Source organism: Pantoea piersonii (assembly GCF_003612015.1).
GTDB lineage: Bacteria > Pseudomonadota > Gammaproteobacteria > Enterobacterales > Enterobacteriaceae > Pantoea > Pantoea piersonii.
This window is the reverse complement of record NZ_RARB01000003.1, coordinates 419,338-432,676: the sequence shown is the minus strand read 5'-3', so window position 1 is coordinate 432,676 and position 13,339 is coordinate 419,338. Positions and strand designations below refer to the sequence as shown.

General features: G+C 60.0%; 16 protein-coding genes. 12 read left to right on the top strand and 4 right to left on the bottom strand.

All coding sequences use genetic code 11. The features are described 5' to 3' along the window. Positions 1–47 precede the first annotated feature (47 nt). On the bottom strand, positions 48–590 hold the full coding sequence (gene yjgA, locus D7S44_RS11545) for a ribosome biogenesis factor YjgA (protein WP_120454979.1): 543 nt from the start codon (positions 588–590) through the stop codon (positions 48–50). A gap of 117 nt (positions 591–707) precedes the next feature. Between yjgA and pmbA the strand changes: the two genes are divergently transcribed. The 11 genes from pmbA to D7S44_RS11490 all read left to right on the top strand — a co-directional run bounded on the left by pmbA (position 708) and on the right by D7S44_RS11490 (position 10,329). Further along, positions 708–2,048 carry a metalloprotease PmbA gene (gene pmbA / locus D7S44_RS11540; RefSeq protein ID WP_120454977.1) on the top strand — a complete coding sequence of 447 codons (1,341 nt, stop codon included), beginning with the start codon at positions 708–710 and terminating at the stop codon, positions 2,046–2,048. 69 nt (positions 2,049–2,117) lie between these two features. Then, complete coding sequence (gene cybC / locus D7S44_RS11535; RefSeq protein ID WP_120454975.1) at positions 2,118–2,504, top strand: cytochrome b562; 387 nt, start codon at positions 2,118–2,120, stop codon at positions 2,502–2,504. Positions 2,505–2,797: 293 nt separating this feature from the next. Then, positions 2,798–3,130: a glycine dehydrogenase gene (locus D7S44_RS11530; protein WP_240629457.1), complete on the top strand. Its 333-nt coding sequence runs from the start codon at positions 2,798–2,800 to the stop codon at positions 3,128–3,130. A gap of 15 nt (positions 3,131–3,145) precedes the next feature. Next, positions 3,146–3,508, top strand: a complete 363-nt coding sequence (locus D7S44_RS11525; protein WP_120455125.1) for an SFCGS family glycine-rich protein — start codon at positions 3,146–3,148, stop codon at positions 3,506–3,508. Positions 3,509–3,510: 2 nt separating this feature from the next. Further along, on the top strand, positions 3,511–3,810 hold the full coding sequence (locus tag D7S44_RS11520; RefSeq protein ID WP_120454972.1) for a DUF4312 family protein: 300 nt from the start codon (positions 3,511–3,513) through the stop codon (positions 3,808–3,810). A 28-nt stretch (positions 3,811–3,838) separates the two neighbouring features. Further along, complete coding sequence (locus D7S44_RS11515; protein WP_120454970.1) at positions 3,839–4,615, top strand: DUF4311 domain-containing protein; 777 nt, start codon at positions 3,839–3,841, stop codon at positions 4,613–4,615. A 10-nt stretch (positions 4,616–4,625) separates the two neighbouring features. Continuing rightward, the gene (locus tag D7S44_RS11510) at positions 4,626–5,267 is read left to right on the top strand and encodes a DUF4310 family protein (protein WP_120454968.1); all 642 of its coding nucleotides are present in this window, start codon (positions 4,626–4,628) and stop codon (positions 5,265–5,267) included. Between the two features lie 45 nt (positions 5,268–5,312). After that, positions 5,313–6,446: an amidohydrolase/deacetylase family metallohydrolase gene (locus D7S44_RS11505; protein ID WP_120454966.1), complete on the top strand. Its 1,134-nt coding sequence runs from the start codon at positions 5,313–5,315 to the stop codon at positions 6,444–6,446. Beyond that, complete coding sequence (locus tag D7S44_RS11500) at positions 6,430–7,551, top strand: DgaE family pyridoxal phosphate-dependent ammonia lyase (protein ID WP_120454964.1); 1,122 nt, start codon at positions 6,430–6,432, stop codon at positions 7,549–7,551. The genes D7S44_RS11505 and D7S44_RS11500 overlap by 17 nt, the downstream gene beginning before the upstream one ends. Continuing rightward, positions 7,548–8,288 (top strand): 2-dehydro-3-deoxy-phosphogluconate aldolase, encoded by a 741-nt coding sequence (dagF, locus tag D7S44_RS11495; RefSeq protein WP_120454963.1) that lies wholly within the window; start codon positions 7,548–7,550, stop codon positions 8,286–8,288. The genes D7S44_RS11500 and dagF overlap by 4 nt, the downstream gene beginning before the upstream one ends. A 130-nt stretch (positions 8,289–8,418) precedes the next feature. After that, positions 8,419–10,329: a BglG family transcription antiterminator gene (locus D7S44_RS11490; protein WP_120454961.1), complete on the top strand. Its 1,911-nt coding sequence runs from the start codon at positions 8,419–8,421 to the stop codon at positions 10,327–10,329. 45 nt (positions 10,330–10,374) lie between these two features. On the opposite strand, the gene D7S44_RS11485 is transcribed toward D7S44_RS11490, so the two are convergent. Then, complete coding sequence (locus D7S44_RS11485; protein WP_120454959.1) at positions 10,375–11,274, bottom strand: LysR family transcriptional regulator; 900 nt, start codon at positions 11,272–11,274, stop codon at positions 10,375–10,377. 130 nt (positions 11,275–11,404) lie between these two features. Between D7S44_RS11485 and D7S44_RS11480 the strand changes: the two genes are divergently transcribed. Further along, the gene (locus tag D7S44_RS11480; protein ID WP_120454957.1) at positions 11,405–12,109 is read left to right on the top strand and encodes a pirin family protein; all 705 of its coding nucleotides are present in this window, start codon (positions 11,405–11,407) and stop codon (positions 12,107–12,109) included. A gap of 42 nt (positions 12,110–12,151) precedes the next feature. On the opposite strand, the gene dolP is transcribed toward D7S44_RS11480, so the two are convergent. Together dolP and diaA are read right to left on the bottom strand one after the other, a co-directional pair. Beyond that, a complete protein-coding gene (gene dolP, locus D7S44_RS11475) occupies positions 12,152–12,724 on the bottom strand; it encodes a division/outer membrane stress-associated lipid-binding lipoprotein (RefSeq protein WP_120454955.1) in 573 nt (190 codons plus the stop codon). A gap of 14 nt (positions 12,725–12,738) precedes the next feature. Beyond that, on the bottom strand, positions 12,739–13,326 hold the full coding sequence (gene diaA / locus D7S44_RS11470) for a DnaA initiator-associating protein DiaA (protein ID WP_120454953.1): 588 nt from the start codon (positions 13,324–13,326) through the stop codon (positions 12,739–12,741). Between the last annotated feature and the right edge of the window lie 13 nt (positions 13,327–13,339).

Here is a 13,339-nt window from a genome sequence, read left to right as displayed (position 1 = left end):
TGGCGTTCGCCTTCGGACGGGCAGCTTCGCCCGCCTCTGAGCGCCGCTTAGCTTTCCGCCAGCTCGCGCAGATACTGGAAAATCTGACGTGACGATTTCGGCGGTTTGTTGCCCGCTTTCTCTTTCTGCGCGTTGCGGATCATGCTGCGCAGCTGCTGACGATCGGCGTGGGGATAGAGGGTAATCACCTCGTTCATCGCCTCGTCGCCCTGATCGATCAGACGATCGCGCAGCGCTTCCAGCTTGTGAAACAGCGCAACCTGCTGGTTATGGCGGTTCTTCAGCTTATCGAGCGCCTGACGGATCGGGTCAACGTCGCGGGAGCGCAGCATTTTGCCGATCAGCTGCAGCTGACGACGGCGGCCCTCTTTTTTGATGCGCTGCGCCAGTTCGATAGCGGCCAGCAGCTCTTCATCCAGCGGGATCTTCTCCAGGGCGTTCTTGCCCAGATCGACCAGTTCGGCACCCAGGCGTTTCAGCTCTTCAGCGTCGCGTTTAATTTCGCTTTTACTGACCCAGATAATCTCTTCATCATCTTCTTCCTGATTATCCGGCACATCGTCGAGCCACTCATCGGGCTGTTTGGTCATTTTCTGGGCTCCCCTAAAAAAAGAGGCTAATCCTATCAGTTTATCGGGTGACTGCGAAATTGTTCTCTGACTCTGATAGACTCAAAACTTTCATACATAAGATTAGACGGCAGGCCGATGAACGTATCTACTCAGGTTGCAGAACAGCGAAAAGTGTTGGAACAGGCAGTGGCGCAGGCGCTCGATCTGGCAAAAGCCAGCACCGACGGCGCGGAAGTGGCAGTGACCAAAACCACCGGAATCGGCGTCAGCACCCGTTACGGCGAAGTGGAGAACGTCGAGTTCAACAGCGACGGCGCGCTCGGTATCACCGTTTATCACCAGAACCGCAAGGGCAGCGCCTCCTCCACCGATCTCAGCCCGGAAGCGATCAAACGCACCGTGCAGGCGGCGATCGATATCGCGCGCTATACCTCGGCGGATCCTTACGCCGCACCGGCGGATGCCGATCTGCTGGCGTTCGAGGCGCCGGATCTCGATCTCTATCACCCCTGGGAGATCGACGCCGATCGCGCCATCGAGCTCGCCGCCCAGGCGGAGCAGGCGTCTCTGAAGGCGGATCCGCGTATCACCAATACCGAAGGCGGCAGCTTCAACAGCCACGTCGGCATTAAGGTATTCGGCAACAGCCACGGCATGCTGCAGAGCTACTGCTCCAGCCGTCATTCGCTCTCCAGCTGCGTTATCGCCGAGCAGGACGGCAATATGGAGCGCGATTACGCCTACACCATCGGCCGCGCTTTTGAAGATCTGAAAAGTCCCGACTGGGTCGGCGAAGAGTGCGCGCGTCGCGTGCTGTCGCGCCTGGCGCCGCGCAAGCTCTCCACCATGAAAGCGCCGGTTATTTTCGCGCCGGAAGTCGCCACCGGCCTGTTCGGCCATCTGGTCGGTGCCATCAGCGGCAGCAGCGTCTACCGTAAATCGACTTTCCTGCTCGATGCGCTGGGCCAGCAGATCCTGCCGGAGTGGCTCACGATTCAGGAGCATCCGCATCTGTTAAAAGGCCTGGCGTCAACGCCGTTCGACAGCGAAGGGGTACGTACCCAGGCGCGCGACATCATTAAGGATGGCGTACTGCAAACCTGGCTGATGACCAGCTACTCGGCGCGCAAGCTGGGCCTGAAAAGCACCGGTCATGCGGGCGGCATTCACAACTGGCGCATCGCCGGGCAGGGCAGCAGCTTTGACGACCTGCTGAAGCAAATGGGACGCGGCCTGGTCGTTACCGAACTGATGGGACAGGGCGTCAGCGCCATTACCGGCGACTATTCGCGCGGCGCGGCCGGCTACTGGGTCGAGAACGGCGAGATTCAGTATCCTGTGAGCGAGATCACTATTGCAGGAAATCTCAAGGACATGTGGCGAAATATAGTCACGGTCGGTAACGACATTGAAACCCGCAGCAACATACAATGTGGCTCGGTGCTGCTGCCGGAGATGAAAATCGCCGGACAATAAGAAAACTCGCTTCCTGAAAGCAGCCGCTCTGGCTGCTTTTTTTTACCCACAATAAAAAAGGATATACCGATGCGTAAGCATGTGATTGCTATGTTGTCTCTCTCTTTGCTGTTCGGAAGCGCCAGCCTTTACGCGGCGGATTTAGAAAATGATATGGATACCCTGAAAGACGGGCTGAATACCGTTATGAAAACCAGCGACGCGCAGACGATGCAGAAAGCGCTGGGCGAGATGCGTCAGGCTGCGCAGGACGCTAAAAAATCGACGCCGGAGAAGCTTGAAGGTCAGCCAGCCGACAGCGCGCCGATCAAAGATTACCACGCCGGGCTTGACTCGCTGATTGCGCAGATTGATGTGGTTAACGAGCTGGCGAAAGCCAACAACCTGGACGGCGCCAGAGCCGAAGCGAAGAAGCTGGCGGATATCCGCAACGCCAACCATAAAAAATTCCGCTGATCTATCGGGCCGGTCCGCGCGACCGGCTTCGCATCGTCATCATATTTTCTTATCTGAATCCGCTCCTGATGCGCGCCGCGCCGCAGGACGTGCGCACATTTCTTCTTTAATGGCGCAATCGGGCGCAATCCACGCATAACGCGGCCTCTGTCACACAATCCATGCGTCCTGCGATCTGGCGCACAGCCTGCCCTGTGATTTCCACTTCCATGCGGAAAAAGTGCGTCTGCACTTCCGCCGCGGCACGCCGTAATTTATTCGTAACGCGAATTTTCGTGAACAGGAGTAGCAAGGTGAGCAGCAACGGAGCTTCGGTACGGCAGGCAACGCCGGAAGAGATTCAGGCCCTGGCCGACAAGGTCATGGCGCAAATCGCGGCGATCTATGCCCGACACGATATAGAGCCGAACGCGGTGCAGCAGCAGATGCTGGCTTCGCACGTCCGCGCCATGGCGCAGCGCTCGCTGACTGGCGAACCGCTTCCGGAGGTGGAAGAGGAGCTGTTTGAGGATATTTCGCCGGAAACCATGCAGCTGGCGCAGCAGATCGTCGATCTGTTCGGCAATCTGCCGCGCGAAGAGGCCTGGCTTCTCTCCGTCCATATAGAAGTGGCTCGTTCTAACTAATTGTATAAAGAGGAAATAACCATGGTGACCGTAGTGATTGGCGATCGTTTAGGTAAAGGACAGAAAGTGGCCGCAGGCGTAGAAAAAGCGGGCGGGCGCGCCGTCGTCGTACCGGGCGTCGCAGCGGACATGAAGCTGGGCGACGTGATGAAGGCGGAAAACGCCGACTTCGGTATCTCCTTTTGCGGCAGCGGCGGCGCGGGCGCCATCACTGCCCAGAACAAATATGGCTACAAAGCGCGCCACGGTATGCGCTCCGTTGACGAAGGCGTCACCGCCATCAACGAAGGGGCCAACGTGCTTGGCTTCGGCTTTATGGACAAAGAAGAGTTAGGCGAGCGGCTGGTGCAGGCCTGGAACAAGAAGCACGGCAGCTGATTATGAAAGAACAATACGTTACTCAGGTGACGGTGCAGGGCAAAGGCGACAGCAAAGAGAAGGCGTTTGCCGATGCCCTGAGTCACGTGCAGAACCAGGTTCTGCGCGCGACGCAAAAAATTCTGCTGCGCATTGAACCCCTGGATGTTCGGGTGCTGCGCGCGCAGGAGAGCGTCAGAACGGAGAAGTTTTTGTTCTTCTTTCTGGCGCGCCAGCGGCGGAACTACAGCGTTGAGCTGGAGATTTCCGTCAGCGTCACCGTGATTGATACCGGGCAGGTGACATTCACGGCGGCACCGTAAAAACAGACGACAACAAAGGTAAAAAAACATGTTTTTAATTATTTTGTTTAAGTCGTTGATCATTGGGGGGCTGGTCGGTGTGGGCGTTGGCGCCGGTGCGGCGCGCATGTTCCACGCGCCGACGTCGCAGGGCATGGGCGCGTTCCGTACGCTGGGCGAGCTCAACTCCTGCGAGGGCGATCCCGCCTCGCATTTCTCCTTTGGTCTCGGCTTTTTCTTCAATGCCTGGGCATCTTCCGTCGCAGCAGGCTCCTTCACTCAGGACGTCGACCACCGCATCATTCCCAACTGGGGCGCGGCCGCGCTGATGGTTAAAAACCGCAACCTGGCCGAAACCCTGCATGACCCGAAAAAGATGGCCGTCGCCTGCGGCATTATCGGCATGATCGTCGTGGCCTTCCTGAACTCCACCGCGTCGGCCGTCCCCGCCGCGCTGCAGGTGACCGCGGTTAAAGTGCTGGTGCCGGCGGCTAACCTGCTGGTTAACACCGTCATGCCGGTGATCTTCTGGCTGGCGGCGATCGACGCCGGAAAAAAATCGGGCTTCTGGGCGACGATTTTCGGCGGCCTGGCGCAGCTGATCATGGGCAACGCCGTACCGGGGCTGGTGCTTGGCATTCTGATCGGCAAAGGCGTCGAAGAGAGCGGCTGGAACAAAGTCACCAAAGTAATGATGGTGGCGATCGTGCTGCTGTTCGTGCTGAGCGGCTTCTTCCGCGGTTTCGATATGAAGCTGTTGCAGTCGTTCCAGTTAGGCATTCCCGGCTGGCTCGACATGATCCACAACTCTCTGAGCGGCAAGTAAGGCTAACGATATGACTGAAAATAAAGGCTTCTGGTACGCCGACTGGTCTTTCCCGATCTTCGTCGGCCTGCTCTCGGCGGGCGTATTCGCCGGTACGCATATGTACTACCTCTACGGCATCGGCGCGTTTAATGAAGTGGCGTTTGTTTCTATGCTGCGCGCCGGCATGGAAACCGGCGTCTATGGCGCGGTAGCGGCCTTCGGCGCGAGTTTTCTCTTTGCGCGCATCATCGAAGGCTCGCTGGTGGGCATCCTCGACATCGGCGGCGCCATCCAGACCGGCGTTGGCCTGGGCGTTCCGGCGCTGCTGCTCGGGGCGGGCATCGTCTTCCCGGTAGCGAATTTCGCCGCCTCGCTGGCGACGGGCCTGGTGATTGGCCTGGCTATCGGCTACATCATCATCCTGGCGCGCAAGTTCACCATTAACCAGAGCGACTCTACCTACGGTGCGGACGTCATGATGGGCGCAGGCAACGCCTCCGGCCGCTTTCTGGGGCCGCTGATCATCCTTTCCGCGATGGCGGCTTCGATTCCAATCGGGCTTGGCTCGCTGCTCGGCGCGCTGCTGTTCTATCTGTGGAACAAGCCGATCACCGGCGGCGCGATCCTGGGCGCCATGATCCTCGGCGCGATCTTCCCGATCGCTATCTGAAACCGGCGGCGGCTCGTCAGCGGGCCGCCGCGTTAAGGAGGTGCTATGTTCGATCTGATTCTTCGTCGCGCAAGGCTGGCGGATGAGCGGCGGGTGGATATCGCTCTTCAGGACGGGAAAATCGCCGTCGTTGCCGACAGCGTGCAGGGCGAAGCAAAAAGCGAACGCGATCTGGCCGGGCGCTATTACGTCAGCGCAGGCTGGATCGATTCTCATGTGCACTGCTACCCCAAATCGCCGATCTATCATGACGAGGCGGACGCCATCGGCGTCGCCACCGGCGTTACCACGGTGATCGACGCAGGCAGCACCGGCGCAGACCATGTTGATGATTTCTATGCCATTACGCGGGCGGCCAGTACGCAGGTTTACGCGCTGATCAATATCGCGCGCACCGGCATCGTGACGCAGAACGAACTGGCGGATATGCGACAGATCGACGGCGATGCGGTGCAGAAAGCCGTCGAGCGGCTGCCTGACTTTATCGTCGGCCTGAAGGCGCGCATGAGCAGCAGCGTGGTCGGCGAGAACGGCATTCAGCCGCTGATCGAAGCCAAAGCGATCCAGAAGCGGGTCGGGGATCTGCCGCTTATGGTGCATATCGGCAACAACCCGCCGGATCTGGCGCAGATCGCCGACCGGCTCACCGCAGGCGATATCATCACCCACTGCTTTAACGGCAAGCCCAACCGCGTACTGACGCCGCAGGGCGAACTCAAGGCGTCGGTGCAAAAGGCTATCGCGCGCGGCGTGAAGATGGACGTCGGCCACGGCAGCGCCAGCTTCAGCTTCGAGGTGGCGCGCGTCGCCATCGCGCAGGGCATTCTGCCTGACACCATCAGCTCGGATATCTACTGCCGCAACCGCCTCAACGGCCCGGTGCATAACCTGGCGCACGTCATGTCGAAATTTTTCAGCGTCGGTATGACGCTGCCGCAGGTGATCGACTGCGTTACCTGGAAAGCGGCGGATGGGCTGCATCTGACGCGAAAGGGGCGTCTGGAGGCGGGTTTCGACGCCGATCTCACCATTTTCAGCGTCACAGAAGCACCCCGCCTGTTTGTTGATTCCGAAGGCGAACAGGTCACCGGGGAGAAACATCTTACGCCGCTGGCCGCCGTGGTGGCGGGCGAGTGGTTCCTGACAGAAGAAGGGAAAGCCAATGTCTTCGATCTATGAAAAATATGGCCTGAAGCCGGTTATCAACGCCTCGGGCCGCATGACGATCCTCGGCGTCTCTACGCCCTCTGCTGAGGTGGTCGATACCGTGCAGACCGGCCTCAGCCACTATTTTGAAATGAAAGATCTGGTCAACAAGACCGGCGCGTATATCGCCCGGCTGCTGAATGTCGAAAACGCGGTAGTGGTCTCCTGCGCCTCGGCGGGCATTGCGCAGTGCGTCGCAGCGGTCATCGTGAAAGAGAGTGACTGGCTGCTGGATAACCTGCACGCCGCGCCGCTCGAGGTGCCGCACGACATCGTGGTGCCGAAAGGCCATAACGTCAATTTTGGCGCGCCGGTCGGCAGCATGGTGGCGCTGGGCGGCGGCCGTCTGGTGGAAGCGGGCTACAGCAACGAGTGTTCACCTGAGCAGCTGGCGGCGGCGATCACGCAGCAAACCGCTGCGATCCTCTACGTTAAATCTCACCACTGCGTGCAAAAAAGTCATTTAAGCGTCGAGCAGGCGGCGGTGGTGGCGCGCAAGCACGGCGTCCCGCTGATCGTCGATGCGGCCGCCGAAGAGGATCTGCAGTGCTACTACCAGTACGGTGCCGATCTGGTGATCTACAGCGGCGCGAAGGCGATTGAAGGGCCGACCAGCGGGCTGGTAATCGGCCGACAGCAGTATGTTGAATGGGTGAAGCGGCAGAGCAGCGGTATCGGCCGGGCGATGAAGGTGGGCAAGGAGGGGATCCTTGGCCTGACGCAGGCGATTGAAAACTATTTACGGCTGGAAAAGGTGAGCGGCGCGCAGATGGTAGAGAAGATGACGCCCTTTATCGACCATCTCAACCAGCTGCACGGCGTTAGCGCCCGCGTAGTCTGGGACGCGGCAGGGCGCGATATCGCCCGTGCCGAGATCAAATTCGACGAGGCGGCTATCGGTCAGCGTACCGGCGATATCGTACAGGCGCTGAAGAGCGGCGAGACCGCTATCTATTTTCGCGGCTACAAGGCCAATGAAGGCATTATCGAGGCGGATGTCCGCAGCGTCAGCGCTGAGCAGCTGCACACCATTTTCACCGCGATCCAGGCGCTGTTGAACGGAGAAAAAATCGCATGAAGCTGACCCCAAATTTCTATCAGGATCGTCTGTGCCTTAACGTGCTGGCCGGATCGAAAGCGAACGCGCGCGCCATCTGGGAAGCGGCGGAAGGACATGTGCTGGTAGGGGTGCTGTCAAAAAACTACAGCAGCAACGAGGCGGCTATCGCCGATATGCGCGAATATGCCGCGCTGATCGATAACGCGCTCTCGGTCGGACTTGGCGCGGGCGACCCGAACCAGTCAAAAATGGTGAGCGAAATTTCCGCCGTGCTGCAGCCGCAGCACGTTAACCAGGTATTCACCGGCGTCGCCACCAGCCGCGCGCTGCTCGGTCAGTCACAAACCGTGGTTAACGGGCTGATTTCGCCGACCGGCACGCCGGGTCTGGTAAAAATCTCTACCGGCCCGCTAAGCTCGCAGGGCAGCGACGCCCTGGTGCCGATCGACAGCGCCATCGCGCTGCTGAAGGATATGGGCGGCAGCTCGGTGAAATATTTCCCGATGGGCAGGCTGAAGGCGGTCGACGAGTATCGCGCCGTCGCCCAGGCGTGCGCGGCGCATGACTTCTGGCTGGAGCCGACCGGCGGCATCGATCTCGATAACGTCGAAGCGATCCTGACGATCGCGCTGGAGGCAGGCGTCAGTAAAATCATCCCGCACGTCTACAGCTCCATTATCGATCCCGCCAGCGGCGATACGCGGGTGGAAGATGTGCGCCAGCTTCTGGCGATTTGCAAAAAACTGCTGCCGTAACGACCACCACGCCGGCGCGCTTCACAGGGCGTCGGCGCTTGCCTGGACGTAACGCGCCGTTCGCTTTAGGCTGCTATTTTTCGACATGATGCCGCTGAATGCATGCCAGCGCCGTAACAGGTAGACCGCTTTGAGATTTCCTAATCAACGCCTTGCACAGCTGTTTGACGCCCTGCAAAACGAAACGCTGCCTCAGGATGAGCTGGCGCGGCGCTTCGCCGTTTCAACGCGCACCGTACGCGCCGATATCAGCGCGCTCAACGCGCTGCTGGAGGAGTATGGCGCGCAGTTCGTGCTCAGCCGCGGCGAGGGGTATCAGCTAAAAATCGAGGATGCGCAGCGTTTCCAGCGGCTGGAGCTGCAAAAACGCTCGCCGCTGCGCGTGCCGCGCACTTCCGCCGAGCGGGTGCGCTATATGCTGACGCGCTTTCTGACCGCCGCCTGGTCGCTCAAGCTGGAGGATCTGGCGGATGAGTGGTTCGTCAGCCGCGCCACGCTGCAAAACGATATGACCGAGGTGCGTGAATGGCTGGCGCGCTATCACCTGAATATCGAAAGCAAACCCCATTACGGCATGAAGCTGTTCGGCAGCGAAGTGGCGATCCGTACCTGCTTAACCGATCTGCTGTGGCAGATCGATCAGGAACAGGCCGACAGCCCGCTTATCACTATCGAAGCGCTGCACAGCAATATTCTGGAGACGCTGCGCCCACTGCTGCAGCAGTGCCTGTCGCGCCACAACGTTCGCCTCAGCGATGAGGGAGAGCGCTATCTGCGCCTTTACTGCGCCGTGGCGGTGCGGCGCATCAGCGAAGGTTACCCGCTCAGCGATCCCGGCGCGGAGGATGTCGGTCTCGACGTGCGCGAGGCGGCACACGAGCTGATTAATCTGCTGCGGCCGCTGGTGGGCAAGCCGGTATCGCCGGCGGAAGAGGGGTGGCTGCGCGTCAATATCGCGGCGCGCCAGATGCAGGAGGTCGCGCCGAGCGCCATCAACGCCGATGACGCCGACGCGCTGGTGGACTATCTGCTCAGCTATATTAATACCCACTATAACTACAACCTGCAGGGCGACGAGCAGCTGCGCGCCGATCTGTTAACGCATATTAAGACGATGATCACCCGCGTGCGTTACCAGATCCATATCCCAAACCCGCTGCTGGGCAATATTAAACAGCACTACCCTATGGCCTATGACGTCACGCTGTCGGCGGTCTCCAGCTGGGGCAAATATACGCCTTACGTTATCAGCGAAAACGAAATCGGCTTTCTGGTGCTGCATATCGGCGTCGGGCTGGAGCGGCATTACGACGTCGGCTACCAGCGCCACCCGCAGGTGCTGCTGGTGTGCGACAGCGGCAACTCGACGCTGCGGATGATTGAGGCGATGCTGCTGCGCAAGTATCCGCAGCTGCAGGTCACGGGGCGCCTGTCGCAGCGCGAATATGAGGAGCGCACGCGCATCGACGAAGATTTCGTTATCTCCACCACGCGCCTGAGCGAGAAGGATAAGCCGGTAGTGGTGATATCGCCGTTCCCCACCGGCTTTCAGCTGGAGCAGATCGGCAAGCTGGTGCTGGTGGATCGCACCCGGCCCTATATGCTGGAGAAATTCTTCGACGCGCAGCACTTCCTGATTGTCGATAAGCCGATGACGCAGTCACAGCTGTTTCGTCAGCTGTGCGATCGGCTGGAGGCGGAAGGCTTTGTCGACGCGAGCTTTTATCCCTCGGTCGAGGAGCGTGAGGCGATCGTCAGCACCATGCTGGGCGAAGGCATTGCGCTGCCGCACTCGCTCGGCCTGCTGGCGAAGAAGACCGTGGTTTACACGGTGCTGGCGCCGCAGGGCATTGCGTGGGGAGAGGATACCGCCTCGGTGATCTTTCTGCTGGCGATCAGCAAAAGCGAGTATGAAGAGGCGATGGCGATCTACGACCTGTTCGTGACTTTTTTACGCGAAAGGGCTGTAGCCCGGCTGCGCGACAGCAAAGATTTCGCCGAATTCAAGGCGGTGGCAATTGAGTGTCTGGGGCGGCTGTAAGATAAGGCTCCAGCCTGCTGAGGGCCGACTGGAGCAGGAACGCGTTTAGCTTTTTTTCGCCAGCAGACGCGGGATCTCGCGCAGGCACCAGGCTTTGGCTTCGCCCATGCTGTCGCGTCGCCACGCCATAATAATATCCACTTCGCGGGTATATTCCGGGCTGACGACGCGCAGCCGACCTTCCGCGATATCTTTCTCCACCAGCGAATAGGGCATAGTGGCGACGCCAAGGCCCGCCAGTAGCGCGCGGCGTTTGTCGTCCATGCTGCTCACCGTCAGGCGCTGCTGTTTATCCAGCAGCTGCACTGTCAGAACCGGGCGCTCGCGCGCCGTATCGGCTACCGCGATGCCGCGATACTTCACGCGCGTCACTTCCGACTGCGGTTCCGGCTCGTTATGAATAGGGTGGTCGGCGCTGGCGACATAGACGCTCATCATGGTGTAGAGCTTACGCGTATTGATTTCGGTCGAGGCGCGGAAGTGCATATCGGGTGCGATAACGATATCCGCGCGACCCTGCTCCAGCCGTTCCCACGCGCCCGCCAGCACCTCAGTCACCAGCGAAATCTGGGTATTGGCTTTTTCCGACAGCTTCTCCACCAGCGGAAAGAGCGCGTCGGTCGGCACCAGCGCCTCGGTAACGATAGTCAGATGCGTTTCCCAGCCGCGCGCCAGCGCTTCGGCGTCGGTGGTGAGCTTGTCCGCCGCCTCCAGCAGCACGCGTCCACGCTCCAGCAGCATGCGCCCGACGTTGGTGAATTTCGTCCGGTGGCCGGAGCGGTCGAACAGCACCACGTCCAGCTCCTCTTCCAGCTTTTGCATGGTGTAGCTGAGCGCCGATGGCACACGCCCCAGTTCATCCGCGGCCGCCGCAAAACTGCCGCGACGATCGATCGCATCCATCACGCGCAACGCTTCCAGGGTTAAGGCACGCTCTTTAGCCATCCGAACTCTCTTTCAGGAAATTTGAATATGCACGGCAGATTAACTGGCTAACAATACGGCGTCCAGCCTTTTACCATAATGGGTATCAGGTCTGCGGCCGCTCTCTGCCGCAGCGAGCTGGAGGTAAATTATGATAACGACGCGCAGCGCGTCCGCGTGCGGTCAGGCCGATTTCGGCTGGTTGCAGGCACGCTACAGTTTCTCTTTTGGTCACTATTTCGATCCCAAACTCATGGGCTATGCCTCGCTACGGGTGCTGAATCAGGAAGTGCTGGCGCCAGGGGCCGCCTTTCAGCCGCGCACCTATCCGCAGGTCGACGTGCTGAATATCGTGCTGCAGGGCGAGGCGGAGTACCGCGACAGCGAAGGCAATCATATCGTCGCGCGCGAGGGCGAAGCGCTGTTGCTCGCCACGCAGCAGGGCGTCAGCTACAGCGAAATCAACCTGCGCAAGGACCAGCCGCTGACGCGTATGCAGCTCTGGCTGGCTGCCTGTCCCGAGCGTGAAAACCCGACCTTGCAGAAGATTGCGCTGTCGGAGCGCGGCAAGCTGCAGCTGATCGCCTCGCCGGACGGCGCGGGCAACAGCCTGCAACTGCGTCAGCAGGTGTGGGTTCACCAGCTGCTGCTGGCGCCAGGCGAAGAGCAGTCGCTGACGCTGCGCGGGCCACGTGCCTATCTGCAGTCGATTCACGGTTCGCTGGAGGCGGCAACTTCAGGCGAGCGGCAGGAGAAGCTGGGCTGCGGCGACGGGGCGTTTTTGCAGGAGGAGCAGCAGATCCGGCTGCGGGCGAAAACCGCGACGCGGGCGCTGGTGATTGATATACCGGTATAAAAAAACGGGCGGCTCAGGCCGCCCGTTCCGTTTCTTTGCCTGTTACTTCAGCATGGTGAATGCGGTAGTGACGTGCTTCACGCCGCTGACCCGGCTGGCGATATCCGCCGCTGCTTTCGCCTCTTCCTGCGTCACCAGACCTAACAGGAACACTTCGCCGTTCTCGGTCGTCACCTTCACGTTCGACGATTTCACCTGATCGCTGCCCAGCAGCTGCGAGCGGATTTTGGTGGTGATCCAGGTATCGGACGACGAAGTGCCCAGGCTCACTTTCTGGCCGATGCGAATTTCGTTATAGACCTCGGTCGCGCCATCTACGCCCATGGCGATCTGCTTAGCGCGGCTGGCGATATCCTGCGACGGTGCCTGGCCGGTCAGCAGCACTTTGCCCTGATAGGCGGTGGCGATGATGCGCGCGTCGGTTTTAATCTGCTGATCTTTTGCCAGCGCGTTGCTGACGCGCAGCTCCAGCGTGCCGTCGTCTACCTGGGTGCCTACGGTGCGCGGATCGGTGGCGGTTTTGGTGGCGACGGCCGCGCCGCCGGCGACAACGGCGACGCAGCCCTGCAACAGCATGGCGGTTAACAGGATGGCGACAGCATTCAATGCTTTCATGTTTGCTCCTTCAGTCATTCCTGGTGTGGAAACAGGGTGTTATCAATCAGGTCGCACAGACAGTTCAGCGTCAGCATATGCATCTCATGGATGCGGGCGCTACGGTGCGACGGGATGCGAATTTCCACGTCGTGCGGACCCAGCAGGCCCGCCAGCTCGCCGCCGTCATAGCCGGTGAGCGCAACGATGGTCATATCACGGGTAACCGCGGCTTCTACCGCTTTGACGATATCTCGCGTGTTGCCGCGGGTGGAGATCGCCAGCAGGACGTCGCCGGTCTGACCCAGCGCGCGCACCTGTTTGGCGTAAATTTCATCGTGTTGACGATCGTTGCCGATCGCCGTCAGCATCACGTTATCCGCGCTGAGCGCCAGCGCAGGCAGGCTGGGACGCTCAGTCTCGAAGCGGTTAATCATGCTGGCGGCGAAATGCTGCGCGTTGGCGGCCGATGCGCCATTGCCGCAGCTGAGAATTTTATTGCCGTTAAGCAGGGACTGCACCAGCGTCATCGCGGCGCGGGAAATGGCATCCGGCAGCGCTTCCGCGGCGGCAATCTGGGTTTGGATACTTTCAGTAAAACACGCTTTAATTCTGTCCTGCACACGACCACCTGGT

Coding starts and splice junctions, on each gene's coding strand:
- yjgA (WP_120454979.1), bottom strand. CDS start 590: ATGACCAAACAGCCCGATGAGTGGCTCGACGATGTGCCGGATAATCAG.
- pmbA (WP_120454977.1), top strand. CDS start 708: ATGAACGTATCTACTCAGGTTGCAGAACAGCGAAAAGTGTTGGAACAG.
- cybC (WP_120454975.1), top strand. CDS start 2,118: ATGCGTAAGCATGTGATTGCTATGTTGTCTCTCTCTTTGCTGTTCGGA.
- D7S44_RS11520 (WP_120454972.1), top strand. CDS start 3,511: ATGAAAGAACAATACGTTACTCAGGTGACGGTGCAGGGCAAAGGCGAC.
- D7S44_RS11515 (WP_120454970.1), top strand. CDS start 3,839: ATGTTTTTAATTATTTTGTTTAAGTCGTTGATCATTGGGGGGCTGGTC.
- D7S44_RS11510 (WP_120454968.1), top strand. CDS start 4,626: ATGACTGAAAATAAAGGCTTCTGGTACGCCGACTGGTCTTTCCCGATC.
- D7S44_RS11505 (WP_120454966.1), top strand. CDS start 5,313: ATGTTCGATCTGATTCTTCGTCGCGCAAGGCTGGCGGATGAGCGGCGG.
- D7S44_RS11500 (WP_120454964.1), top strand. CDS start 6,430: ATGTCTTCGATCTATGAAAAATATGGCCTGAAGCCGGTTATCAACGCC.
- dagF (WP_120454963.1), top strand. CDS start 7,548: ATGAAGCTGACCCCAAATTTCTATCAGGATCGTCTGTGCCTTAACGTG.
- D7S44_RS11485 (WP_120454959.1), bottom strand. CDS start 11,274: ATGGCTAAAGAGCGTGCCTTAACCCTGGAAGCGTTGCGCGTGATGGAT.
- D7S44_RS11480 (WP_120454957.1), top strand. CDS start 11,405: ATGATAACGACGCGCAGCGCGTCCGCGTGCGGTCAGGCCGATTTCGGC.
- dolP (WP_120454955.1), bottom strand. CDS start 12,724: ATGAAAGCATTGAATGCTGTCGCCATCCTGTTAACCGCCATGCTGTTG.